Source organism: Microtetraspora sp. NBRC 13810, from assembly GCF_030268685.1.
GTDB lineage: Bacteria > Actinomycetota > Actinomycetes > Streptosporangiales > Streptosporangiaceae > BSRQ01.
The window spans coordinates 53,447-77,572 of sequence record NZ_BSRQ01000010.1; the positions used below are offsets into that span (position 1 = coordinate 53,447).

Genomic DNA, 24,126 nt, shown 5'->3' on the forward strand with positions numbered 1-24,126 from the left:
GGGGGACGGGCGAGCCCGCGGGTGATGGCATCCTGGTCCACGTGAGCACGCACGTCGTGAGTCCCCTCTTCGTCGGCCGGGCGAAGGAGCTGGCGAGACTGGAGAAGGCGCTCGCCGACGCGCGTGCGGGGTCCCCCTCGGCCGCACTCGTCGGCGGGGAGGCGGGCGTCGGCAAGACACGGCTGGTGCGGGAGTTCGCCGCACGGGCCGGCGACGCCCGCGTCCTGATCGGCGGCTGCCTGGAGCTCGGCACCGGCGGCCTGCCGTTCGCGCCGTTCACCGCGGTGCTGCGGGCGCTCGCCCGCGACCTGGGCCACGAACGGCTGGCCGCGCTGCTGCCCGGCGGCACCACCCGCGGGCTGGCCCGGCTGCTGCCCGAGTTCGGCGAGCCCGGCCACGAGGGGTCCGAGGCCCGCGCCCGGCTGTTCGAGCAGGTCCTCGGCCTGCTGGAACGGCTCGGCGAGCACGAGCCGGTGATCCTGGTGATCGAGGACGCCCACTGGGCCGACGGCTCCACCCGCGACCTGCTGTCCTTCCTGGTCCGCTCGCAGGTCACCGGCACCCGGCTGCTCATCACCGTGACCTATCGCTCCGACGAGATCCACCGCAGGCACCCCCTGCGCCCGCTGCTCGCCGAGTTGGGCAGGCTCGACCGGGTCCAGCGCGTCGAACTCGGCCGGTTCAGCCGCAGGGAGGTCGTCCGGCAGGTCGCCGGCATCCTGGAGCGCAGACCGGCGGGCGGCACGATCGACACGATCTACGCGCGCAGCGAGGGCAACCCGCTGTTCGTGGAGGCGCTGCTCGGCAAGGGGGAAGACGGGCCGCTGCCCGAGTCGCTGCGCGACCTGCTCTTCGCCGGTGTGGAGCGGCTGCCGGAGGAGACCCAGGAGCTGCTGCGGGTGGCCAGCGCCGGCGGTCCGCGGATCGAGCACACACTGCTCGCCGCCGTGGCCCGGCTCGACGACGAGACACTCGCCCGGGCCCTGCGCCCGGCCGTCGCCGGCAACGTCCTCACGGTCGACGGCGACGGTTACGCCTTCCGGCACGCCCTGATCCACGAGGCGGTCTACGACGACCTGCTGCCCGGCGAGCGCACCCGCCTGCACACGCGCTACGCCGAGGCCCTGGGCGACAACCCGGCGCTGCTCCCCGCCCCCCGCGGAGCCGTCGAGCTCGCCCACCACTGGCATTCGGCGCACGACCCGACATGGGCGCTCATCAGCGCGTGGCAGGCCGCCGCCGTCGCCCGCGCGTCCGCCGCCTACGCCGAGCAGTTGCGGATGCTCACCCGGGTCCTGGAACTGTGGGACCGGGTGCCCGACGCGACCGGCCGCATCGGCGCAGGTCACGTGGACGTGCTCCGCCAGACGATCACGGTGGCGCATCTCGCCGGGGAGTTCGAGCGGGCGCTCGCCTTCGCCGGGAGCACCCTGGACGAGATCGACGCCGGGGCCGACCCGATCACCGCGGCCCGCGTGCTCCGCCAGCGCGGGCTGGTCAAGTACGACCTCAGCCGCGCCGGCTACCTCGACGACCTGCGCGCCGCCGCCGCGCTCGTGCCGGCCGACCCGCCGACCAGGCTGCGCGGCAAGGTGCTGGAGAGCCTCGCCCGGATGCTGCACGCGCCGGCCGAGCGCGAGGAGCGGGCCCTGCTGGCGAGGGAGGCGATGGCGATCGCGCACGAGGTGGGCGACGCGGGCACCGAGTCCCAAGCGCTCACCACGGTCACCTGGGGCCGCAGCCGGCACGCCGACCCGCCGGACTCCTACCGCCAGGCGTTCGCGCGGGCCAGGGCGATCGCGCATCGGGCCGGCGACTACGGCGCGGTGCTGCGGGCGACCATCTCCGAGACCGACGTCCTGGAGGGCGCCGGCTACCACGAGGAGGCGGCCGCGGCGGCGCGCGCCGGCATCGCCGACGCCGGCGAGTACGGCCTGGCCAGGACGCAGGGCGCCTTCCTGTCGATGAACCTCGCCGAGCCCCTGGTGTCGCTCGGCCGCTGGGACGAGGCGCTGGAGGCCCTCGAATACGTCACGGAGCTCACGCCGCCGGATCCCTACCTCGGCAGCATGGTGGCGTTCGCCGCCGACATCGCGCTGGCGCGCGGTGACCTGGAGGGCGCCCAGGCGCGGTTCGCCGAGTCGCGCAGGCTGTTCGGCCGCGGCTCCTACCGGCTGCAGAACGTGCTGCCCGCCATCCGGCGGGAGATCGACCTGCTGCGCGCCCTCGGCCGGATCGACGAGGCGCGCGAGGTGGTGGCGCGGGCCCTGCGCGAGCAGGACCTGATGGCCGAGCCGCGCTATTCGTGGCCGGTGCTGCTCGCGGGCGTCCGGGTGGCCGGTCCGCCGTTGCCCCTGCTGCGGCAGGTGGCGGAGAAGCTGCCCACGGACGGCAGGGTGGGGGAGGCGTCCGGGCTGACCTTCGCCGCCGAGGCGGCCCTGGCCTGCGGCGCGCCGGACCGTGCCGCCTTCGACGCCGCGGCCGCCGCCTGGGCCGCGCTGGGCCAGCCGTACCCGGAGGCACGGACGCTGTTCGCGGCGGCCGAGATCGCCGTGGCCGAAGGCGGGCGGGAGGAGGCGGCCGGGCGGCTGGGCCGGGCCCTGGAGCTGGCCGGGCGGCTCGGCGCGACGCCGCTGCTCGACGGCATCGGCGACCTCGCCCGGCGGGCCAGGATCCAGCTCACCGGCGGCTCCGCCACCGACGAGCCGCGTCTCGGCCTCACCGCGCGGGAGACCGAGGTGCTCCGGCTCGTGGCGGCGGGCCACAGCAACCGCGAGATCGGCCAGGAGCTGTTCATCTCGGCGAAGACGGTGAGCGTGCACGTGTCCAACATCCTCGCCAAGCTCGGCGCGGGCTCCCGCGGCGAGGCCGCCGCCACGGCCCACCGCCTGCACCTCTTCGACCCGGCTCAGGAGCCACCGGCGGAGCGCGCCGTCCCCCGATCGTTCTGAGCCGCGCCTTCAGAACATCCCGTTGGGGATCTCCGCGGCGTCCGGCACAGGCTGCACGACATCCCAGTGCTCGACGATCAGCCCGTCCCCCGCCGCCCCGTTCACCGCCCGCGCACTCCGCGCCCGCACCCCGCCACACGGCGGGTGACCGGCGGCCGGCTCGCCCGTCCCGGTCACCGGTCCGCGGGGCGGTGATGGATCCGCGGGTCGGGTTCGCCGCGCCGCACGGCTCCGGGGGCCCGGGGGGTGGGGCGCGGCGGCCGTACGCGGGTCGAGCTGAGCCGCCACGGCACGCTGATCACCATGACGCCGGGGACGAACATCAGCCGGCTCCTCAGCCACAGCGCGGTCCGGTTGTGCAGCGGGATCTCCCACCAGCGGCCCACGACGTACTCCGGGATGAACACGCTGACCACGTCACGCGCCCCGTGCCTGGGCAGCGAGCGGACATACTCCACCAGCGGCCGGGCGACCTCCCGGTAGGGGGAGTCCAGCACGGTCAGCGGGACGTCGATGCCCAGGGCGTCCCACCGCTCGACCAGGGCGCGGCTCTCCTCCCGGTCCACCGCCACGGTGACCGCCGTGAGGTGGCTGGGGTGGATGGCACGGGCGTAGCCGAGGGCGCGCAGCGTGGGGGTCTGGAGGCGGGCCACCAGGACGACGGCGGAGATCCGGCTGGGCACGACGGTCTGCGCGGTGGCGTCGGTCACCGCGAGTTCGGAGCCGACCGCGTCGTAGTGCCGGCGGATCGCGCGCATGAGCACCGTCAGCAGTACGGCGGCCGCCACCGCCAGGTAGGCGCCCTCGGTGAACTTCGTGACCAGCACGATCACCAGCACCAGACCGGTGCACACCGCCCCGAAGGCGTTGATCGACCGGGCGATCCGGTGGCGGCGCCGCCGGGCGGGATCGGCCTCGCCGCGCAGCTTCCTGTTCCAGTGCCGGACCATGCCCGCCTGGGAGAGGGTGAACGCCGTGAACACCCCCAGGATGTAGAGGTGGATCAGGTCGGTCACCGACGCGTGGAAGGCCCACAGCAGGCCCGCCGCCACGGCCGCGAGCGCCAGGATCCCGTTGGAGAAGGCCAGCCGGTCGCCCCGGTTGTGCAGTTGCTCGGGCAGGAAACGGTGCCTGGCCAGGATCGACGCCAGCAGCGGGAACCCGTTGAACGCCGTGTTGGCGGCCAGCACCAGCACCAGGGCGGTCGCCGCCTGGACGAAGTAGAACCCGGGGCTGTGGTGGCCGCCGAAGACCGCGGCGGCCAGCTGGGCGATCACCGTGCGCTGCGGCACGGCCTCGCACCCGGGGCCCGCGCCGGCGAGCCGGCAGGCGTCCGCGGTGATGTGCACCCGCGCGACGAGCGCCAGGGCGGTCACCCCGGCGAACATCGTCACCGCGATCAGGCCCATCACGGCCAGCGTCGCCGCCGCGTTGCGCGACTTCGGCGGGCGGAACGCCTGGACGCCGTTGGAGATCGCCTCCACCCCGGTCAGCGCGGTGCACCCGCTGGAGAAGGCGCGCAGGACGAGCAGGACGAGCGCGAGGCCGGTCAGGTGCTCGTACCCGGGCTCGGGCCGGATCCCGGCGGACGCCGACTCGGCCACCGGGGCGTCGCCGGCCAGCCAGCGGAGCAGTCCGGTGCCGCACATGACCAGCATGGCGCCGACGAACAGGTAGGTGGGCACCGCGAACACCCGGCCGGACTCCCGCACGCCGCGCAGGTTGACCCCGGCGAGCAGCGCCACGAACCCCACCGCCAGGCCCACCCGGTACTCGTGCAGCGCCGGGAACGCCGAGACGATGTTGTCCACCCCGGAGGCGACCGACACCGCGACCGTCATCACGTAGTCCACCAGCAGCGACGCGGCCACCACGAGGCCGGCCGACCGGCCCAGGTTGGCCGAGGCCACCTCGTAGGACCCGCCGCCGCCCGGATAGGCGAACACCACCTGCCGGTAGGACAGCACCACCACGACCAGCAGGCACACCACGGTGACCGCCACCCAGGAGGCCAGGTGCAGATAGACCAGCCCGGCCACGGAGAGCACCAGGAGGATCTCCTGCGTGGCGTAGGCCACCGAGGACAGCGGGTCGGACGCGAAGATCGGCAGCGCCACGCGCTTGGACAGGAGGGTCTCCCGCAGTTGCTCGCTGCGCAGCGCCCGGCCGACCGCGAGACGCTTGAACAGCTCACCCAAGCGGATCACGTGCGCGAGCCTAGGCGCAGGCCGCCCCCGGGCCGCCCCGCCCCGCCACCGAGCCGCTTAATCAACAGGGAAACTTCCCCGTGCCCGCGGGGGCGCCCGGGCACGGGCGGGGGTGGTACGGTCGCGGTCGTGTCGCAGTCTTCCAGCGTGGCCGCCGGCGGGCGGGCCGGGGATCCGATCGTCATCGCACACCGGGGCGCCAGCGCCATCAGGCCCGAGCACACCCTGCTCGCCTACGAGGCGGCGATCGCGCTCGGCGCCGACTACATCGAGCCCGACCTGGTCTCCACCAAGGACGGCGTGCTCGTCGCCCGGCACGAGAACGAGATCAGCCAGACCACCGACGTCGAGAACCACCCCGAGTTCGCCGGCCGGCGCACCACCAAGACCATCGACGGCGCGACGGTCACCGGCTGGTTCACCGAGGACTTCACCCTCGCCGAGCTGCGCACCCTGCGGGCGAGGGAACGCATCCCCCTCATCCGCCCGGTCAACACCGCCTTCAACGGCCTGGCCCAGATCCCCACCCTGGACGAGGTCGTGCAGCTCGCCCAGCGGCACGGTGTCGGCGTCTACCCCGAGACCAAGCACCCCACCTACTTCGACTCCATCGGCCTGCCGCTGGAGGAGCCGCTGCTCGCCGGCCTCGCCGAGCACGGCTGGCGGGACCGGCACGACCCGGTCTTCATCCAGTCCTTCGAGACCGCCAACCTGCGCGACCTGCGCGGCAGGACGGGGCTGCGGCTCATCCAGCTCATCGACCTCCACCGGCCCCCGTACGACCGGGTGGCCGCCGGCGACCCGCCCACCGGCGTGGAGATGACGACCCCGGCCGGGCTGAAGGACGTCGCCGCCTACGCCGACGGCGTGGGCGTGCACACCGCCTTCATCCTCCCCACCGGCCCCGGCAACCGCACCACCGGGCCGACCGCGTTCGTCGGCGACGCGCACCGGGCCGGCCTCCTCGTGCACGCCTGGACCGTGCGCCCGGAGAACCACCACCTCCCGGCGGACTTCCGCCTCGGCGACCCCGGCAGCCCCGTGCACGCCATCGCCACCGGCGACGTCATGGGCTACCTGAACAAGCTCTACGACACCGGCCTGGACGGCGTCTTCGCCGACGACCCGGGAATCGCCCGCGCCACCCTGGCCGCCCGCGCCACGGGCTGACGGTCGGGACGGCGGCGTCCGCCTTTACGATGTAGATCAATACGGCTCCCGTGGCGAAGCCCGCGGGCGGCGGCGAAGGTGATGTGGGTCTTGCTGACGCTGACGACGGCGAGGAGCTTGCATCGTGCCGATCCCGGCCGGGGGTGCAGCAGCGTAACGCATCGCCGGGAACCGGTCGCGGGCTTATTCGGTGGCGACGGGAGGGTGGTCCCGGTCGAGTTCGATGTCCTCGAAGGAGCGGGGGTCCTCCCGGGGTTCGAGGTGGGTGAAGATCGTGGCGTGCGGCAGCCGGCGGCGCAGGGCGTGGTCGATCTCCTCGGCGAGGTCGTGGCCGCGCTGCACGCTCCACGCGCCGGGCACGAGCAGGTGCATGGAGACGAACGCCCGCCGCCCCGCCTGCCGGGTGCGCAGCGCGTGGAAGCCGGTGTCCGGGCCCAGCCGGTCGGCGAGCACCCGGCGGATGACCTCCTGCTCGGCCGCGGGCAGGGCGCGGTCCATCAGCCCGCCGATCGAGCGGCGCATCAGGGCGACGCCGGTCCACACGATGTTGGCGGCCACCGCCAGCGCGATGATCGGGTCGAGAAGCTGCCAGCCGGTGACGCCCACGGCGGCGACGGCGGCGATGACCCCGGCCGACGTCCACACGTCGGTGAGCAGGTGCCTGCCGTCCGCCTCCAGGATGAGCGCCCGGTGCCTGCGGCCCGCCCGCAGCAGCGCGAGGCCGACCACGAGGTTGATCGACGACGCCACGGCGGAGATGGCCAGCCCGACGCCGACGTCCTCGACCGGCCGCGGGTGCAGGAACCGGTCGGCCGCGGCGACGGCGATGCTCACCGCCGCCACGAAGATCATCATCCCTTCCGCGCCGGCCGACAGGTACTCCGCCTTGCCGTGCCCGAAGGTGTGCTCCTCGTCGGCGGGCTTGCTCGCCCAGGTCAGCGCGCCGAGCGCGACGACGGCGGCGACCAGGTTGACGACGGACTCGGCCGCGTCCGACAGCAGCCCGACCGAGCCGGTGGCCAGCCAGGCCGCCGTCTTGAGCGCGATGGTCGCCACGGCCGCCGCGACGGACAGCCACAGCAGGTGGAACAGCCGCCGCTCCGGGGCGGCCGATGAGAGGTGGGGTGACGGTCGCGTCATGCGTGCTCCCTTGAGGTTCCTTCTCCGCGTCACCCGCGGGGCGAACTCCAGAGGGCTGCGCGCCCGGAGACCTCGACCGCCGCGGCGACACGTCGCCGACCGATCGAAGGTCTCGTCCGCCTCACCTGGGTGAGGCCCGGCCACCGGGAGCGGCGGACGCTCCAGCATGTCGAGGACCGGCGAAGGAACTACTCCCCTTCGACCGCCACTCTAAAGCGCGAGCCCGCGCCGCGCGCGAGGCGGCGTGCGGTTGGGCACGCATCCGGAGGGGGTGGTGGTGACGAAGGGACGGGTGTGTCCGACACACTCCGCACACCCCGGACCGGTCTCGTGGCGGGATCGGTCCTGCTGGCCGGCATGGTCGCCGCCCAGGTCGCCTCGGGGCTGCACCCGCGGCCGGTCGGGCTGACCAGCGTCGTGGTCCTGCTGCTCGCCGCGTCGTCGCTCGCCCTGGCCGCGTCGGCGTGCTCCCTGCCCAGGGCCGCCGCCGCGTTCGGCTGCGCGGCCGTCATCGGCTACGCCGCCGAACTGCTGGGCACCACGACGGGAGTCCCGTTCGGCGCCTACCGCTACACCGGCGTGCTCCAGCCCCAGCTCGCCGGGGTGCCCGTCGTGGTGGCGCTGGCCTGGGCCGGCATGGGGCTCGCGGCCTACGCGGTCGCGCCCGGCGGCGGCTGGACGCGGGTCGTCACCGGCGCGGTCGCGCTGACCGCCTGGGATCTGTTCCTCGATCCGCAGATGCTGCGGCTCGGCCTGTGGGTATGGGAGCAGGAGGGACCCTACCGGGGGGTTCCGTTGAGCAACTTCGCGGGCTGGCTCGCGGTCTCGCTGCTGATGATGGCCGCCGTCCACACCGTCGCCGGGGGGATCGCGGGCGGCACCGCGCTGGTCACGCTCTACACGGTGATGGCGGTGATGGAGACGGTGGGCTTCGCGTTCGTCTTCGAGCCGCCGGACCCGCTGATCGCCTGCTTCGGCGGGGTGGGGATGGGGGCGTTCGCGGTGCTGGCGTGGAGGCGTCGATGGCGGCGGTGAACGTGGTGGGCGGCGGCGTCGGCGGCATGGTGTGCGCCCTGCTGCTGGCCCGGTCCGGGCACGAGGTCCGGTTGTTCGAACGGCTGCCGCGGCTGGGCGGCAAGCTGGCCGAGCACCGGCGCGACGGTTTCACGTTCTCCATCGGGCCCTCCCTGCTCACGCTGCCGGACCTCTTCCGCGACCTCGGCGTCGAACGCGACCTGGTGCAGCCGCGTGAGCTGTGCCGTTACCGCTTCGCCGACGGCAGCCGGCTGACCGCCCACCGGGACCCGGACCGGATGGCCGCGGAGGTCGAACGGCTGGCCCCTGGACAGGGCGTCCGCTGGCGGGCCTTCCACGCCTGGGCGCGGGACTGCTTCGAGGTGTCCTCGCGCGCCTTCTTCGCCGGGCCGCCGAACCGGCCTCCCGTCCGGCCGAGCCTGCGCGACCTGCGCGCCGTGGCGCCCGGCCGTACCCTCGCCGGCCTGGCCCGCCGCTTCTTCCAGGACGCGCGGCTGCGCCAGTACGTGAACCGCTACGCCACCTACGCCGGCTCCGACCCCTACCGCGCCCCCGCCGCGCTGGGCTGCATCCCGGCCGTCGAGCACGACGGCGGCGGCTGGTACGTGCCGGGCGGCCTGCCCTCCCTCGCCGGGGACCTGGCCGCGCTGCTGGCCGGGGCCGGGGTGGAGGTGCGCCTGGACACGCCGGTGGCCGGGATCCTGGCCGACGGGCAGCGGGTGAAAGGGGTGCGGCTGGCGGGCGGCGAGCGGGTGGGCGGCGACGTGGTCGTGGCCAACGTGGACGCGGCCCAGTTGTACGGGCGGTTGCTGCCCGACCGGCGCAGGCTGCGCCGGATCGCCGCGCTCGGGCCGTCCTCCTCGGCGTTCCTCCTGCTGGCGGGGGTGGACGGGCGCACGGACGACCTGCCGCACCATTCCGTGCTCTTCTCGGCCGACTATCCGGCGGAGTTCGCCGACGTCTTCCGCCGCCGCACGCCGCCCCGGGATCCGACCGTCTACGTCGGCTGCGCGTCGGCCGACGATCCCACCCAGGCCCCGGCGGGCGCGGAGAGCTGGACGATGCTGGTCAACGTGCCGGCGCGCGACCCCTCCCGGTGGCCGATCAGCCCGGAGGCGTACCGGGACCTCGTGCTGGAACGGCTGGCCGAGCGCGGCCACGACCTGGCCGGCCGGTTGCGTTTCGTGGACATCCTCACCCCGGCCGACCTGCGCGACCGTTACCGGTCGTGGGGCGGGGCCATCTACGGCGCCGCCTACGCGGGCCCGCTGGCCCCCTTCCGCCGGCCCGGCAACCGGGGGCCGCGGCGGGGGCTCTACCTGGTGGGCGGCTCGGTCCATCCGGGCGGCGGGCTGCCCCTCGTCGCCATGGGCGGGCGGATCGTCGCCGATCTGGTGAACCACGACTTCCCCGCGGGCAAGGGCGGCGCGCCATGAGGTGGACGACCCTGCTCACCCTGGCCCAGGCCGCCGCGGCGCTCGCCGCCGGGGCCAGGCTCGCCGCGGGCCGCCGTCGCAGGCCGCCGCTGCGCCCGGTCGCCTGCGCCCCCGGCACGGTCTCGGTGGTCGTCCCGGCCCGCGACGAGGAGCACCGCATCGGCCCCTGCCTCACCGCCGCGCTGGCCGACCCGGCCGTGGCCGAGGTGATCGTCGTGGACGACGAGTCCACCGACGCCACCGCCCGGGTGGCCGCCGGGCTCGGCGCCCGGGTCGTGCCGGGCGGCCCGCCGCCGGAGGGCTGGGTGGGCAAGCAGTGGGCGCTGCACCAGGGTCTCCTGGCCGCGCGCGGCCCGGTGGTGGTCACACTGGACGCCGACACCCGGCCCCGGCCCGGCCTGTTCGGCGCGCTCACCGCCGCGCTGGAGGAGTACGACCTGGTGACGGCCGGGCCGCGGTTCGTCTGCGACGGACCGGCGGAGCAGGCGTTGCACGCCTCCTTCCTGGCGACCCTGGTCCTCCGTTTCGGCCCGATCGGACCCGCCGTCCCGCCGCCGCCCGGCCGGGCCGTGGGGAACGGCCAGTGCATGGCGTTCCACCGGGCGGCGATGCTCGGGGCCGGCGCCCTGACCCGGGTGCGCGGCCACCTGGCCGACGACGTCGCCCTGGTCAGGACCCTGGCCGGGGACGGCTGGGCGGTCGGTTTCCTGGACGCGGGCGACCTGTTGCGGGTGGACATGCACGAGTCGGCCGCCGGGGTCTGGCGGGAGTGGGGCCGTACGCTGTCGCTGGCCGACGTCACCGCCCCCGGCCGGCAGGCCGCCGACCTCGCCGTGGTGTGGCTGACGGCGGCGCTGCCGGTGCTGCGCCTGCTGGCGGGCCGCCCGACCGCGCTCGACCTCGGGCTGCTGGCCGCGCGGCTGTCGCTGGCCGGTGTGCTGCGCGGCAGCTACGTGCGGCCCGGTGCCGGAGTATGGCTGTCGCCGCTGCTGGACCCGGCCACCGCCGTCCGGCTCACCCAGGCCACCGTGCGCCCGGCGCGCACCTGGCGCGGCCGTACCTACGCGCGTCTCACCTCCGGCGCGCGGCCGACGCGGCCTGCCAGAAGCGCAGCCCGATGAAACACATCAGCGCCCCGGTGGCCGCCACCCGTTCCACCGGGGCGAACCCGAGTTGCAGCACCGGCAGCGCGAACACCCCCGCCCGCGCGCCGATCGCGAACGACCTGGCGGCCAGGCCGGCGCAGGCCAGCACCGCCACGCCCAGCAGGAGGGCGGGCCAGCAGATCACCGCGAACCCGCCGGCGAAGGTCAGCACCGAGCGCCCGCCGCGGAACCGGGCGAACACCGGCCACGCGTGCCCGGCCATGGCCGCCGCGACGGCCGCGTACACCGGTCCCCAGGCGCCGCCGCCCGCCGCCAGGCCGGTCAGGCCCGCCGCGGCGCCCTTGAGCGCGTCACCGGCGAAGACCGCCGCGGCGGCCCGGCGGCCGAGCCGGTCCTTCACGTTCCAGAAGCCGGGGTTGCGGTCGCCGACCTCGCGCGGGTCGAAGCCGCGCGCCCTGCCGCACAGCACGGCGACGGGGATCGAGCCGAGAAGGTAGCCGACGATGACCGCCGCGAACCAGGAGACCATCGCGTCCTTCCATCTCGTGAGATATGCGGATGCGGGGGGCATGCGGCACATGGCGTTCGACCGGCCGGTGCTACGGCGTACCGGCGGGCTGCTGTTCCACCGGCTGCTCGGCACCGGCCGGGGCGACTCGATGAGCCTGGGAGCCGACCTGCGACGGTGGGCGCTCTTCGCGGTCTGGCGGGAGGAGGCCGACCTGGCCGCGTTCCTGGACGGCTCTCCCGTCGCGCGCGGGTGGCGGCGGGAGGCGGCCGAGTCCTGGCACGTCAGGCTGACGCCGCTGGCGTGGCGGGGGCGCTGGGGCGGCCGCGACCCGTTCGCCGGCGCGGCCCGGCCGCCCCGCCCGGCCGCCGGGGAGGGGCCGGTGGCCGTGCTGACCAGGGCGTCCATCAGGCCGTCCCGGCTGGTGGCCTTCTACCGGGCGGTCCCGCGCGTGGACCGGCTGCTGGCTGGGCAGCCGGGATGCCTGGCCTCCGTCGGCGTCGGGGAGTGGCCGCTGGCCCGGCAGGCGACGTTCTCGCTGTGGCGGGACGCCGGCGCCGTCGACGGGTTCGCCTACCGGGGGGCGGCGCACCGGGAGGTGATCGGGAGGGTACGCGGGGAGGACTGGTACGCCGAGGAGTTGTTCGCCCGGTTCCGCCCCTTCGCCAGCGCGGGCGCGTGGAACGGCGCCGACCCGCTGACCTGACCCGCTCACCGGACCGTCCCCGGCGCGTCGGCGGCGCCGCCCGCCTCGACGGGCACCGTCCGGCCGCCGGGCCGAGGACGGGCACGCCGTGCGCCCGCGCGGCTCACGGCGGTTCCACCGCGGCGCGCCGTTCCCACCGGGCGGCGGCCAGCGCGGCCAGTAGGTGCCGGGCGAAGATGACCGCCCGCCGCCGCACCGGCACCCGCGCCCGCCGGGCCAGCACCTGGAAGCCGGCGCGCTCGATCTCACCGAGGATGCCGCCGTACAGCCCGTACGCCGCGCGCACGCACGGCCGGGAGGAGGGCGTGAGCAGGTCGATGCCCGCGAGGGCCGCCCGGTAGTGGCGGCGGGCGCGTTCGGCCTCGAAGGCGAGCAGGGCCTGCAAAGCGGGCCCCGCGCGCGGCCCGCGCAGGTCGCGCGCGGTGACGCCGAACGCGGCGAGGTCCGCCTCCGGCAGGTAGATCCGCCCCCGGGCCAGGTCCTCGGCGACGTCGCGCAGGAAGTTGGTGAGCTGGAAGGCGAGGCCGAGCTGCCTGGCGGGTTCCCTGGCGGCCCGCCCGGCGCCGGGCAGCGGCTCCAGGATCGGCACCATCATCGTGCCGATCACCGCCGCCGAGCCCTCCATGTACTCCAGCAGGTCGTCGTAGGTGGCGTAGCGGGTCACGGTGAGGTCCGCGCGCATGGCACGCAGGAAGCAGGCCACGTCGGCGCGCTCGATGGCGAAGGACCGCACGGTGTGGGCGAAGGCGGGCAGCACCGGATCTTCGACCAGCTCGCCGGAGAACGCCGCGGCGACCCGCTCCGAGAGGGCGTCCAGCGCGCCCGCCCGGTCGGGGTGCCGGAAGGAGTCGACGATCTCGTCGGCGTGCCGGGCGAAGCCGTACAGGGCGTGCACGTGCGGGCGTTTCCAGGCGGGCAGCAGGAGCGTCGCCAGGTAGTAGGAGCGCCCGCAGCGGGCGTGCAGGCGGCGGCAGTGCTCGTAGCTGGAGGTGAGGCTGCTCACCGGACCGCCGGGCCCGCGGCCGGACAGCCGGACGCTCACCGGCCGGCCGCCAGGATGCGGCGCGCGGCGAGCCGCCCGGAGACGAGCACGGGAGGGACGCCGACGCCCGGCGCGGTGTGCATGCCCGCGAAGTGCAGGCCGGGGATCCGGCGGGCGACGCCCGAGGGGCGGAACCAGCCCGTCTGGGTGAACCGGTGGTCCAGCGCGAACGGCGTGCCCGCCGAGTGCCCCTCGGCCTGCCACCTGCGCGGATCCCAGATCAGCCGGGGGGCCTCGGACAGGTCGCCGTATCCCAGCCGGGCCAGCCGGTCCAGCAGCCGCCGCTCCACCCGTTCCCAGCCGTGACCGTGCAGGTTGGGGACGGGTTCGAGCGCGGTGAGGGTGTCCGGCGCCGCGTGGGTGACCATGATGCTGGGGTCCGGCTGCGGCCACCCGGCCTCCAGCGCGGCGAAGCCTGCCTCCCACCTGCGCCCGAAGTGCAGGGTGTGGTGGGTCCTGCCGGGCAGCGGGCGGTCCAGGCCGAGATGCACGACCACGCACGAGGGCGAGTGGCGGGCCCGCCGCAGCCGCCAGTCGGCGGCGGCCTCCGGCAGCAGGCCGGCGTGCGCCGCCGGCAGGTCGCAGGCGACGACGACGTTCCGGGCGGGAAGGCGCTCCCCGGTGTCCAGGCACACGGCCGTCACCCCGCCGGAGTCGGCCTGCACCCGGGTGGCCCTGGTGCCGTACCGGAACGACGCCCCGCACTTCTCCGCCACCGCGGCCAGCGCCACCGGGACGGCGTGCATGCCGCCCGAGCTGGGGAAGTAGACCCCTCCCACGGTGTCCATGTACGAGATGACCGCGTAGACGCCCAGCGCCCGCCGCGGCGACAGTCCCGCGTACAGCGACTGGAAGGTGTGCGCCCTGATGAGCCGCTCGTCGGTCAGGTGCGCGGCCACGAGCCGGTCCAGCCGCCGGAAACCGCCCATCGACGCCAGCCGGAGCAGCGCGTACGGCTTCGCCATGGCGCCCAGGGTCGTCATGTCGGCGTCGATGAAGGCGGGCCACTCGGCCGCGAACATCCGGCCCAGCAGGTCGCGGAACCGCCGGTAGCGGTCCGCCTCGGCCGGCCCGCACAGCAGTCTCACCTGCTCGATCATGGCGGCGTCGTCGGCGACCACGTCGAGCCGGGAGCCGTCGTGGAACTCCAGCCGGTAGGCGGGGTCCAGGCGGCGCAGCGGGAGCCAGCGGTCCAGCTCCTCCCCCGCCGCGCCGAAGACCTCGGCCAGGACGCCCGGCATGGTGAGCACCGAGGGGCCCGTGTCGAAGCGGTGGGGCCCCAGCTCCGCCGTGCCGCAGCAGCCGCCGGGCCGCCGCCGCGACTCGACCACCGTCACCGCGCGGCCGGCCGCGGCCAGGTGCACCGCCGCGGACAGGCCGGCCAGTCCGGCCCCGATCACCACGTCCATCATGCCCGCCTGTCCGTGGCCTGGGCGGCGGGCCCGGACCTGCCGGCCGGCTCCCCTACGGGACTGGTCGGAGTGGTGACGGTCATGGCTGCTCCTATGGTCGAACGCCGTACCTCATGACTACCCAGCGTGACGGCAAGGGCTGGCAAGGCCGGGTCCAAGGTGTTCGCAGCGAGCGTTCCATCGGAGTGGAGGAGTACCGCCGGCTCAGACTCCGGGCACCCGCACGGCGATCATGGCGATGTCGTCCTTCTTCGCGATCGGCATCCGGGTGAGCAGCGCGTCGGAGAAGGCGTCGAGGGGCGCGCGGGCCAGCGCGGCGGCGTGCCCGCGCAGCCGGTCGAGTCCCGCGTCGAGGTGCTCGCCGGGCAGTTCCACCAGGCCGTCGGTGTAGAAGAGCAGCGTGCCCCGCGGCGGCACGGTGGCGACCGCGCTGGTGCGCGGCTCGTCGCCGGCCAGGCCGAGGAGCGGGTTGGCGCCGTCCTCCAGGTAGCGGGCCTCGCCGTCGCAGGTGACGAGCAGCGGCGGCGGGTGCCCGGCGACGGAGTAGTTCAGCCGCCACGAGCCGTCGCCGGAGCTCTCCAGGCGGGCGAGGACGCAGGTCGCCATGCCCTCGTGGTGCAGGGACTCGGTGGCGACGTCGAGCCGGCGCAGGATGTCGCCGGGCGGCTCGCGGCGGTCCACGGCGAGCCCTCTGAGCATGTTGCGCAACTGGCTCATGGTCACGGCGGCCGCCAGGTCGTGCCCGGCGACGTCGCCGATGGTCACGATCGCGGCGCCGTCCGGCAGCAGGAACGAGTCGTACCAGTCTCCGCCGATCTCCGACGTCGTGACGCTCGGCCGGTACCGGGCGGTGATCTCCAGGCCGGGCACCTGGGGCGGGTCGGGCAGCAGGCAGTTCTGCAACGCCAGGGCCACCCGCTGGGTGCGCTGGAACCGCATGGCGTTGCTGAGGTGGGCGTGCGCGTGGTCCAGCATCCCGCCGAGCAGGTCGACGTCGGCGGCGGTGATCGGCTCGCGGTCGCCGCAGTTCACGGCGTCGACCACCGCGGCCACGGCGCCGTCGACGATCACCGGCACGAGGGCCATGCTGTTGACCCCGGCGGCGGCGAACCACTCCTCGGCCCCGGTCGGCACGACACCGGGCGGGATCCTCCCGCCCGGAAAGACGCGGCGGATCGGGCGGCGCGTCCTGATCGCCTCGGCGAAACCGCTGTCCGGTTCGAACCGTTCGGTGCGCAGCGTCTGGTGCGCGGGCAGCCCGTCGCGTTTCGTGCTGGTGATCCGTTCGGCGATGAAAGGGCGGGAGTACGTCCGGTCCTCGAACTGGGGAAGCAGGTAGACGCCGCAGCCGTCGGTCAGGGTCGGCACGATCACCTCGGACAGCATGCCGAGCACCTCCTCCAGGTCGGCGACGTCCGCGGTGGCCGCCGCCGTGCGGTCGAGGAGTTCCCTGCGCCGCGTCTCCTGCCACTCCTGCTCGATGTCGGCGCAGGAGCCGACCCACTCGACCACCTCGCCGTGGTCGATGACCGGCACGGCGCGCGAGCGGACGTGCCGGTAGGTGCCGTCGGGCATCCTCAGCCGGTAGACCTGTTCCAGGTGGCTCTGCCGCTGCATCGCCTGGTAGCACGCCTCCACGGACGGCGCGCGATCCTCGGGGTGGATGGCCCGCAGCCAGCCGTCGCCGCGGTACTCCTCCCAGGTCTGCCCGCTCAGCCGCTGCCAGCCGGGGCTCGGCTCGGTGATCCGGCCGAGCAGGTCGCCCACCCACACGGCCTGCGTCTCGATCTGCAGGAGGCTCTGGTAACGCTGGAGGAACCTGTCCCGCCCGCCGGCGGCGGAGCCGAACTGCCGTTCCGGGTCGACCTGGCCGGCGCGCTCGGTGACCACGATCAGCACGCCTGGCTCACCGGCCGCCAGCGAGATCTTCGCCATCCTCGTGGAGGCGCGGCGCTCGCGCCCGGACGGGCCGTTGGAGCGGAACTCGAACGGGAGCTCGCGCAGGGTGATCGTCCGTCCCGTCTCCATGACCAGGTCGAGATGGGAGAGGTAGTCCTGCCTGCGCAGGTCGCCGAACGCCTCGCGTGCGGGCAGGCCCAGGGGGCGCACGCCGGCGATCTGCCGGTAGGCGTGGTTGGTGTAGACGAGGCGGTGGTCCGGGCCGCTGGTCGCGGCGATCCCGACCGGCGCAGGATCGAAGACGTCCAGCGGCAGGCCGCCGGACATCCGTGGTTCCGCAACGCTCATCTGTCATTTCCCCCAGCCCGCCGGCGCCCCTCGGTCACGCCCCCGTCCACTGGCCCGGCCACGAAATTATCCAGCCATTCGAGTAAACAAGGTCCAAAGCGCAAGACATCAGCTCATGGGGTGTTTATCTGGGTGCTCGACCACGTGCCGGCCCTTCCGTTCGTCGATCCGCGGCGGGTGGCGCTGCTCGGGGTCAGCATGGGCGGGCTGCTCGCCCCGCGGGCCGCCGCCTTCGATCCCCGGGTCATGACGCTCACCTGGGCGGCGGCCCTCCTCGTCGAGTCCGCCCTCCGCACGGTCCTCGTCTACCGGCTGCCCGTGGACGTCATGGCGGGCCTGTCCTGGGTGCTGCTCCTCGGCACCGTCGCCCTGCTCGGCGTGTGGAGCGCCTGGTACGGCGGGCGGGCCGAACGCGCCGCCGCCCGGCACGCCGCCGTGCCGGGGACGGCCTCGTGACGACCGGGGACGGCCTCACGGCGGCCTGGCCGGGCCGTCCTGCCGGGCGTGGAAAGCGCCGGGTTCTCGGCCGTACCTGTCGGCCGACCGGGACGGGCGCCTACTCCCCCGTGGAAACGCCGGCCCTCCGCCGTGCCGTACCCGGCTCATCCGGCGTCGGCGTGGCCGGTCGGCTGGGCGCCGAGTTCGGCCACGGCGTCGCGGAGCGCGGCGATGACCACCGCCTGCACCGGGTCGGGTTCGCCGGACCTGCTGCGGTTGGCCCGGGTCACCGCGTCGATCCGGCGGGCCCCCACGTCCCGGATGCCGGTCACCTGCACCTCGCCCCCCGGCATGTCGAGCAGCGCCAGGGCCGGGACGATGGCGACCCCGTGACCGGCCGCGACCAGTGCCAGCGTGGGCGGGAACTCGACGATGACGTGCACCTTGCGCGGGGCGAAGCCGTGCAGGGCGGCCAGCCGTTCGAGCGCCTGGCCGCACGCCTGCTCGACCGGCCCGGCCACCCACGGCACGTCGGCGAGGTCGGCGACGCTCCGCGGGGCGGGCATGCCGGGCGGCGCCACGATCCGGTACTCGTCCACGTGCAGCGGGTGCAACGTCATCGACGGCTGCGCGGGCACCGGGCGGCTCATGTCCTGCTCGGTGATCGCCACGTCCACCTCGCCCAGGCGCAGTTCCTGAAGGGCGGCCGGGCCGTACAGTTCGCGGATGAACGGCTCGATGCGCGGGTGCCGTTCGCGCAGCATGCCGAGGGCGGGCACCAGCAGGTGCCAGATGACGGTGGGGAACGCGGCCACGGTGACCGGGCCGGTGATCCGCTCGGTGAGGCGGATGAGCTCCTGTCTCGCCTCGGCCAGTTCCTCCTCGACCCGGTCGGCGTAGCCCGCCAGCACCCGGCCGGCGGGGGTGAGGGTGGCCCTGCGCTGGGACCGGTCGATGAGCGCCAGGCCGACCTCGCGTTCGAGCTGGGCGAGCTGCTGGGAGACGGCGGAGGGAGTGAGGTGCAGCGCCTCCGCCGCCCGGCCGACGCCGCCGCGCCTGGCGACCTCGCGCAGGACGCGCAGCCGCCGGGGATCAATGTCCATGAAGCTCAGCTTAAGGTCGATTTCAGAATTCGTTATTTGTACTTTACCCAGTGTGCTCAGATCATGGTGGCATGAGTTCTCACCTCCTGGACCGGCCGTGACCCTGCTGATCTCCATGATCGGCTGGGCCGGGGCCGCGCTGCTCCTGGTGAGCTACATGCTGGTCTCCACCGCGCGCGTCTCCGGCGACGGCGCGGCCTATCAGGTGCTCAACCTCGCCGGCTCGGCCGGGCTCATGGTCAACTCCGCCTACTTCGCGGCCTGGCCGTCCGCCGCCCTGAACGTGATCTGGTGCCTCATCGGCACGGTGGTGCTGAGCAGGATGGTGGCAAGGCGCCGCTGATGGGAGACTGTCAGCGTGTGACGGGCCCCGCCCGTCGTCGCAGCGCCCGATGATGACAGCCCCGAGTCGTCAGGATGCCACCATGCTGAAGCCCGGTCGGGTCCAGGAGGAGATTCGCCGGCGCAACCTGGGTACGTTGCTCCGGCACGTGCACCTGGGCGGCCCCCTCTCCCGGGCGGTGCTGGCCGAGCGGATGGGACTCAACCGCAGCACGATCATGGCGCTGACCGCCGAGCTGACCTCCGCCGGACTGGTCCGCGAGGAGCTCCCCGGGGACACCGGCAGGGCGGGCCGCCCCTCGCTGGTGGTGCGGGCGGAGTCCGAGCGGGTGTACGTGCTGGCCTTCGACGTCCGGGTGGACCGGCTGGTCGCGGCCAGGGTCGGGCTGGGCGGGACGATCCTGGACCGCAGGGAGGCGGTCCGGGCCCGCGCCGGGGCCGACCTGCACGACGTGGTCGAGGTGCTCGCCGGGTTCGCCCGGGAGATGCACGGGGAGGCGCCCCCAGGGCCGGTGTGCGCCGGGGTCGGCGCGGCCTACTGCGGCATGATCAGGCGCGGCGACGGGATGGTGCGCTTCGGGCCGAACATGGGATGGGTGGACCAGGCGTTCGGCACCGAGCTGGGGCGGCGGCTGGGCCTCGGGCTGCCGGTGGCGGTGGGCAACGAGGCCCACCTGGGCGCGCTCGCCGAGCACGAGCGCGGCGCGGGCATCGGCTTCGGCAACCTCATCTACCTGCACGGGGACGTCGGCGTCGGCGGCGGGATCATCGTCGGTGGCAGGCTGCTCGACGGGGACGGCGGCTACGGCTGCGAGGTCGGGCACATGATGGTCAACCCCTACGACGGGCGGCCCTGCGGGTGCGGCTCGCGGGGCTGCCTGGAGGCGGAGGTCGGCGAGCAGGCCCTGATCGACGCCGCCGGCCGGTCCGGCGAGCTGACCGGCCGCGAGGGCGTGCGGGCCGTCGTCCGGGCCGCCGGCGAGGGCGACCTCGCGGCCCGGGACGCGCTGTGCCGGATCGGCGACTGGCTCGGCATCGGCGTGGCCAACCTGATCAACCTCTTCAACCCCGGTCTCGTCATCTTCGGCGGGATGCTGCGCGAGGTCTACCCGGGCTCGGCCGCCCAGGTGCACGAGCGGGTGGCCGCCAACACACTGGTGATCTCCCGCGAGGTACGGCTCCGCACCTCCGCACTCGGCGACGACGCCACCCTCGTCGGCGCCGCCGAACTCGCCTTCGCCGACCTGCTGGCCGGCCCCCTGGAGACGCTCGCCCTGCTGACGCCGCCCCCGGTCCCCGAACGGCGGGCGCTCACCCGCCCGTAGCCACCCGGTGACCAGGACCGCCACTACCGACGCAGACCCGAATCCATGAATCGCGGAAATGTCACTGGAGTACCAAGCCGTTGCCGCTTGGCGTTGTTTTCGATGAGAACTACTGGGACACATGAGGATCGCGGGATGGGACGGGTCTATGACGATGTCCGGTTGGCGGGCGCGCATATCAGGCCGGCAATGAGATGCCGGAGGCGTCACTTCGGGCCCCGGGTCGCCGTAGTATCCGCCGAAAATCCAATGTTTAAGGGGTCAGATGAACTCGAGTGCGGTGACTCGGCCGCCTGTCGGAGAACCCTTGTATAGGCGCGTCACCGCTCGATAAACTCGATGTGTCGACATCGGCACGCTGTCTGGTTACTCGTATCTCGCGCGTTGCCGACGCACGTCCGTGGTGGTCCTGGAGGAGACGCTATGCCGCTTCCGAATCAACCTGTTGATGGAACGCTCGTGCACCGCCCGCGCCCCGGGGGGACCAACACCGGAAAGGCCGACATCAGTGGAGACGTCTATTGCGAATTGAGCGGCCTTCACTACACCATTCACTTGAGCAAGCAGGCGGTCATCTGGATCGGCGGCATGAAGAAGCTCTTCAATCAGTACCTGAAAGCCGCCATGGAGGTGCTGGGGGATCTCGCGCCGCTCTTCGAGGCGATAAGTGCCTATATCGACGTTGAGGCGCAGACGATCAAGGCGGTGTCGGACAGGGTGTCGGACGGAAGGGTCAAACTGGAGGGATACATTCCCGATCCTGCCGTGGTGCCGGAGCCTGACCCGGGCTACGTCCCCCCGGGCTCATGGGACCCCCCGGACCCCGTGAACGGCCTGCGGTGGTGGACCGTGAACTCCATCAACCTCTACAACGGCCATTGGGCCTTCACCGCCACCAATTCGAATCCGGACGAGTCCTCGGTGTCGTCGATTTACTTCTCCACGGCGTATGACGGGAACTCCATGAACGCCGACCCCCAGGATTTCAGAGACACCTACGGATGGCCCTGCCTCAAGGACTATGCGCAGTTCGACAGCGGACTGGACACGTGCACCTTCGTCCCCCGCACCGGGATGTGGTGGCTGTTCAACGGCACATACTGCGCGAGAACGGACGGCACCGGAAGCTCTGTCACCTGGGCGCCGTCAAAACTGACGGACACCTGGGCCGGGCTCAGCCGGATCGACAGCGGAGAATTCGGCCAAGAAGAGAAAGACCACTGGGCCAACGGCATCTCCTGCGCCACGACCGACGGCGACGGCTACTACTGGCTCACCGCGGGAAACCGGGTCGTCGTTCTTGAACCGAGCAGCGGAGATATGCTGCCCATCCCCGGCTGGGACCGTCCCAGGGATCTGACTGAAATTTGGCCGGCTCTCCAACACCTGGAAGACGCCGGCATCATGGACGACCAGACCCTGAAAGCCCTGTGCTGGGCACACAACGGCAACAGGGCGAAATGGTTTCTGGTCTTCCACAGCGTACTCTTCACCAATTACCCCGACGACAACGGCGATTTCGGTTACAGCTATATGGCGTGCCAATCCAACACGTCCGACTGGTTCTACAGCTGGAACGCCATGGCCAGCTACCTGAACGGCCCATGGCCGTACCCTTCCTGCTATTGACCGCATCACCCGGTACTCCGGTGACGTTTCGCTGAACCCGACCATCCAGGCCATCTGCCCCCAACGCCTCAAGATCCCGAAGTGTCACTGGACTACTAGGCGAAGCCGTGCCACGAGGTTACGTTCCATGCATCACCCCCCACCCCAGAAGGACCCGCATGAGACGTCTCCTGGTGATCATCGCCGCGCTCGCCCTGGCCTTACCGGGCGTGCCGTTCCAGGTGAACCGGCCGGCCGTGGCCGCGGCTCCGCCGGACATCTCCCTCACCAACGTCAAGGCGCACCTGACCCAGTTCCAGGCCATCGCGAACGCCAACGGCGGAAACCGCGCGCACGGGCGGCCTGGCTACCTGGCCTCGGCCAACTACGTGCGCGGACAGCTCGACGCGGCGGGCTACAGCACCACGCTGCAGTCCTTCACCTACAACGGCGCGACCGGCTACAACGTGATCGCGGACTGGCCGGGCGGCGACCCGAACGACATCCTGATGGTGGGCGCGCACCTGGACAGCGTCACCGCCGGGCCGGGGATCAACGACAACGGCTCGGGCAGCGCCGCCATCCTGGAGACCGCGCTGGAGGTCTCCCGGCAGAACCTCGCGCCCACCAAGCATCTGCGTTTCGCCTGGTGGGGAGCGGAGGAGCTGGGTCTGCGCGGCTCCCAGTACTACGTGAACAACCTGCCGGCCGCCGAGCGCTCGAAGATCAAGGGATACCTGAACTTCGACATGGTCGGCTCCCCCAACCCCGGATACTTCCTCTACGACGGGGACAACTCCGACGGCGTGGGCGCGGGCCCCGGTCCCGCCGGTTCCGCCCAGTTGGAGCAGGTGCTCGCGGACTACTTCACCTCGATCGGCGTGCCGACCCGCGGCACCGACTTCGACGGCCGCTCCGACTACGGGCCGTTCATCGGCGTCGGCATCGCGGCGGGCGGCACCTTCACCGGGGCCGAGGGCGTCAAGTCCAGCGCCCAGGCGACCCTGTGGGGCGGTACGGCGGGGCAGGCGTTCGACGTCTGTTACCACCGGGCCTGCGACACCACGGCCAACATCAACGACACCGCGCTGAACCGCAACGCCGACGCCGTCGCGTACGCCGTCTGGACGATCGGCACCGCCACGCCGCCGGTCACCGTGTGGTCCGATGACTTCGAGACCGCCACCGGCTGGACGCAGGTCGCCGGCACCGCGACCTCGGGCCTGTGGGAGCGGGGCGACCCGCAGGCGACCGCCTCCAGCGGGACCAAGCAGCTCGGCACCACGGTGAGCGGCGTGAACGACCTGGTCACCGGGCGGCTCGCCGGGGCGGCGGCGGGCGACTACGACGTGGACGGCGGCACCACGGCCATCCAGTCCCCGCCGATCACGCTCCCGGCGACCGGGCCGCTGCGGCTGTCGCTGTCGTGGTACCTGGCGCACGGCAGCAACGCCTCCAGCGCCGACTATCTCCGGGTGCGGATCGCCGGCGCCACCACCGGCACGGTGTTCCAGCAGCTCGGCGCGGCCACCGACCGGGACGGCGTGTGGAACACGGCCACCGCCGACCTGTCCGGGTACGCGGGTCAGACCGTCCGCATCCTGGTCGAGGCCGCCGACGCCGCGACGGCCAGCCTCGTCGAAGCGGGCGTCGACGACGTGAAGATCACCCGCTGACCGCCCCGCGCGCGGTCCTCCCCACGAGGACCGCGCGCCACCGGCGGTTTCATGACCGCGTCATGAACGCGGCCACAGAGGCGATCACGTACGCGGGCGGACGTCACCCGGGCGACGGGCGGAGCCGGGCGTCACCGTGAGGCCGGTCAGCGCATGCGGGATTCCTGAACCTGCTGCTGGACTCCGTAGGAGAGCCGGGCGTCGCCGGTGTCGCACAGAACGTATGACCTGCTGGTGGCCCCTACCCAGCCTCCGTATCTGGTGTACTGGGTGACGGGCTGGCCCGGCGGCCTCAGGTCGTTGCGGCATGTCACCCTCGGGCGATGCGCCACTCCATAAGTACCGGCGGGGCAGCTGGAAACGGCACCGTATTGGCCACCGGACGTATACGGGCCGGCCGTGCAGGAGGCGGCGTTCAGCGCGCCGGCATGGGCCGGAACCGCGAACGGCAGCACTCCCGCGCCTGCGAAAAGCGCGACGGTCAACAGGTGTTTCAATTTCATGAGCCCTCTTTTCATTCGCCCGAATTGAGCATCGAAACGGCCGGACCAACGGGTCAAACATAACCTCCGACCGGTTCGCACACTATGGGGTTAACCCTGAACAATCACCGGCCCGGGCGATATAGAATGCCTTGCCGCCCAGGCATGTCCCGGCACGTTGTTCCGGCTGCC

The 24,126-nt window shown here is 73.4% G+C and carries 19 protein-coding genes; 11 read left to right on the plus strand and 8 right to left on the minus strand.

What is annotated here, in order from left to right:
- Positions 1–41: 41 nt before the first annotated feature.
- Positions 42–2,951: a helix-turn-helix transcriptional regulator gene (locus QSK26_RS20940; protein WP_285776894.1), complete on the plus strand. Its 2,910-nt coding sequence runs from the start codon at positions 42–44 to the stop codon at positions 2,949–2,951.
- Positions 2,952–2,960: 9 nt separating this feature from the next.
- On the opposite strand, the gene QSK26_RS20945 is transcribed toward QSK26_RS20940, so the two are convergent.
- Positions 2,961–3,128, minus strand: a complete 168-nt coding sequence (locus tag QSK26_RS20945) for a hypothetical protein (protein WP_285776895.1) — start codon at positions 3,126–3,128, stop codon at positions 2,961–2,963.
- A complete protein-coding gene (locus QSK26_RS20950) occupies positions 3,125–5,158 on the minus strand; it encodes an APC family permease (RefSeq protein WP_285776896.1) in 2,034 nt (677 codons plus the stop codon). The genes QSK26_RS20945 and QSK26_RS20950 overlap by 4 nt, the downstream gene beginning before the upstream one ends.
- Before the next feature lie 129 nt (positions 5,159–5,287).
- On the opposite strand from QSK26_RS20950, the gene QSK26_RS20955 reads away from it, so the two are divergent.
- Complete coding sequence (locus QSK26_RS20955; protein ID WP_285776897.1) at positions 5,288–6,328, plus strand: glycerophosphodiester phosphodiesterase; 1,041 nt, start codon at positions 5,288–5,290, stop codon at positions 6,326–6,328.
- Between the two features lie 183 nt (positions 6,329–6,511).
- On the opposite strand, the gene QSK26_RS20960 is transcribed toward QSK26_RS20955, so the two are convergent.
- Positions 6,512–7,468: a cation diffusion facilitator family transporter gene (locus QSK26_RS20960; protein WP_285776898.1), complete on the minus strand. Its 957-nt coding sequence runs from the start codon at positions 7,466–7,468 to the stop codon at positions 6,512–6,514.
- A gap of 294 nt (positions 7,469–7,762) precedes the next feature.
- On the opposite strand from QSK26_RS20960, the gene QSK26_RS20965 reads away from it, so the two are divergent.
- The 3 genes from QSK26_RS20965 to QSK26_RS20975 are packed head-to-tail and all read left to right on the plus strand — an operon-like array spanning position 7,763 to position 11,060.
- The gene (locus QSK26_RS20965) at positions 7,763–8,503 is read left to right on the plus strand and encodes a carotenoid biosynthesis protein (protein WP_285776899.1); all 741 of its coding nucleotides are present in this window, start codon (positions 7,763–7,765) and stop codon (positions 8,501–8,503) included.
- Positions 8,491–9,939 (plus strand): phytoene desaturase family protein, encoded by a 1,449-nt coding sequence (locus tag QSK26_RS20970; protein WP_285776900.1) that lies wholly within the window; start codon positions 8,491–8,493, stop codon positions 9,937–9,939. Before QSK26_RS20965 ends, QSK26_RS20970 begins: the two co-directional genes overlap by 13 nt.
- On the plus strand, positions 9,936–11,060 hold the full coding sequence (locus tag QSK26_RS20975) for a glycosyltransferase family 2 protein (protein ID WP_285776901.1): 1,125 nt from the start codon (positions 9,936–9,938) through the stop codon (positions 11,058–11,060). Before QSK26_RS20970 ends, QSK26_RS20975 begins: the two co-directional genes overlap by 4 nt.
- On the opposite strand, the gene QSK26_RS20980 is transcribed toward QSK26_RS20975, so the two are convergent.
- Positions 11,011–11,574: a glycerol-3-phosphate acyltransferase gene (locus QSK26_RS20980; protein ID WP_285776902.1), complete on the minus strand. Its 564-nt coding sequence runs from the start codon at positions 11,572–11,574 to the stop codon at positions 11,011–11,013. The two genes, QSK26_RS20975 and QSK26_RS20980, sit on opposite strands and share 50 nt — an antisense overlap.
- Between QSK26_RS20980 and QSK26_RS20985 the strand changes: the two genes are divergently transcribed.
- A complete protein-coding gene (locus QSK26_RS20985) occupies positions 11,549–12,259 on the plus strand; it encodes a spheroidene monooxygenase (protein ID WP_285776903.1) in 711 nt (236 codons plus the stop codon). The two genes, QSK26_RS20980 and QSK26_RS20985, sit on opposite strands and share 26 nt — an antisense overlap.
- Positions 12,260–12,362: 103 nt before the next feature.
- On the opposite strand, the gene QSK26_RS20990 is transcribed toward QSK26_RS20985, so the two are convergent.
- The 3 genes from QSK26_RS20990 to QSK26_RS21000 form a co-directional block, all read right to left on the minus strand.
- The gene (locus QSK26_RS20990; RefSeq protein WP_285776904.1) at positions 12,363–13,262 is read right to left on the minus strand and encodes a phytoene/squalene synthase family protein; all 900 of its coding nucleotides are present in this window, start codon (positions 13,260–13,262) and stop codon (positions 12,363–12,365) included.
- A gap of 35 nt (positions 13,263–13,297) precedes the next feature.
- A complete protein-coding gene (locus QSK26_RS20995; protein ID WP_285776905.1) occupies positions 13,298–14,713 on the minus strand; it encodes a phytoene desaturase family protein in 1,416 nt (471 codons plus the stop codon).
- A 204-nt stretch (positions 14,714–14,917) separates the two neighbouring features.
- The gene (locus QSK26_RS21000) at positions 14,918–16,960 is read right to left on the minus strand and encodes a SpoIIE family protein phosphatase (protein ID WP_285776906.1); all 2,043 of its coding nucleotides are present in this window, start codon (positions 16,958–16,960) and stop codon (positions 14,918–14,920) included.
- Between the two features lie 132 nt (positions 16,961–17,092).
- Between QSK26_RS21000 and QSK26_RS21005 the strand changes: the two genes are divergently transcribed.
- Positions 17,093–17,416 carry a hypothetical protein gene (locus tag QSK26_RS21005; protein WP_285776907.1) on the plus strand — a complete coding sequence of 108 codons (324 nt, stop codon included), beginning with the start codon at positions 17,093–17,095 and terminating at the stop codon, positions 17,414–17,416.
- A 146-nt stretch (positions 17,417–17,562) separates the two neighbouring features.
- Here the strand turns inward: QSK26_RS21005 and QSK26_RS21010 are convergent, their stop codons facing one another.
- A complete protein-coding gene (locus QSK26_RS21010; protein ID WP_285776908.1) occupies positions 17,563–18,501 on the minus strand; it encodes a LysR family transcriptional regulator in 939 nt (312 codons plus the stop codon).
- 97 nt (positions 18,502–18,598) lie between these two features.
- Here QSK26_RS21010 and QSK26_RS21015 point away from each other — a divergent pair, with 97 nt between their 5' ends.
- The 4 genes from QSK26_RS21015 (at position 18,599) to QSK26_RS21030 (ending at position 23,452) form a co-directional block, all read left to right on the plus strand.
- Positions 18,599–18,844, plus strand: a complete 246-nt coding sequence (locus QSK26_RS21015) for a CBU_0592 family membrane protein (RefSeq protein WP_285776909.1) — start codon at positions 18,599–18,601, stop codon at positions 18,842–18,844.
- A gap of 82 nt (positions 18,845–18,926) precedes the next feature.
- Positions 18,927–20,168, plus strand: coding sequence for an ROK family transcriptional regulator (locus QSK26_RS21020; protein WP_285776910.1), 1,242 nt, complete (start codon positions 18,927–18,929; stop codon positions 20,166–20,168).
- A 423-nt stretch (positions 20,169–20,591) separates the two neighbouring features.
- Positions 20,592–21,797 carry a hypothetical protein gene (locus QSK26_RS21025; RefSeq protein ID WP_285776911.1) on the plus strand — a complete coding sequence of 402 codons (1,206 nt, stop codon included), beginning with the start codon at positions 20,592–20,594 and terminating at the stop codon, positions 21,795–21,797.
- A gap of 158 nt (positions 21,798–21,955) precedes the next feature.
- Positions 21,956–23,452, plus strand: coding sequence for a M28 family peptidase (locus QSK26_RS21030; protein WP_285776912.1), 1,497 nt, complete (start codon positions 21,956–21,958; stop codon positions 23,450–23,452).
- Positions 23,453–24,126: the final 674 nt, after the last annotated feature.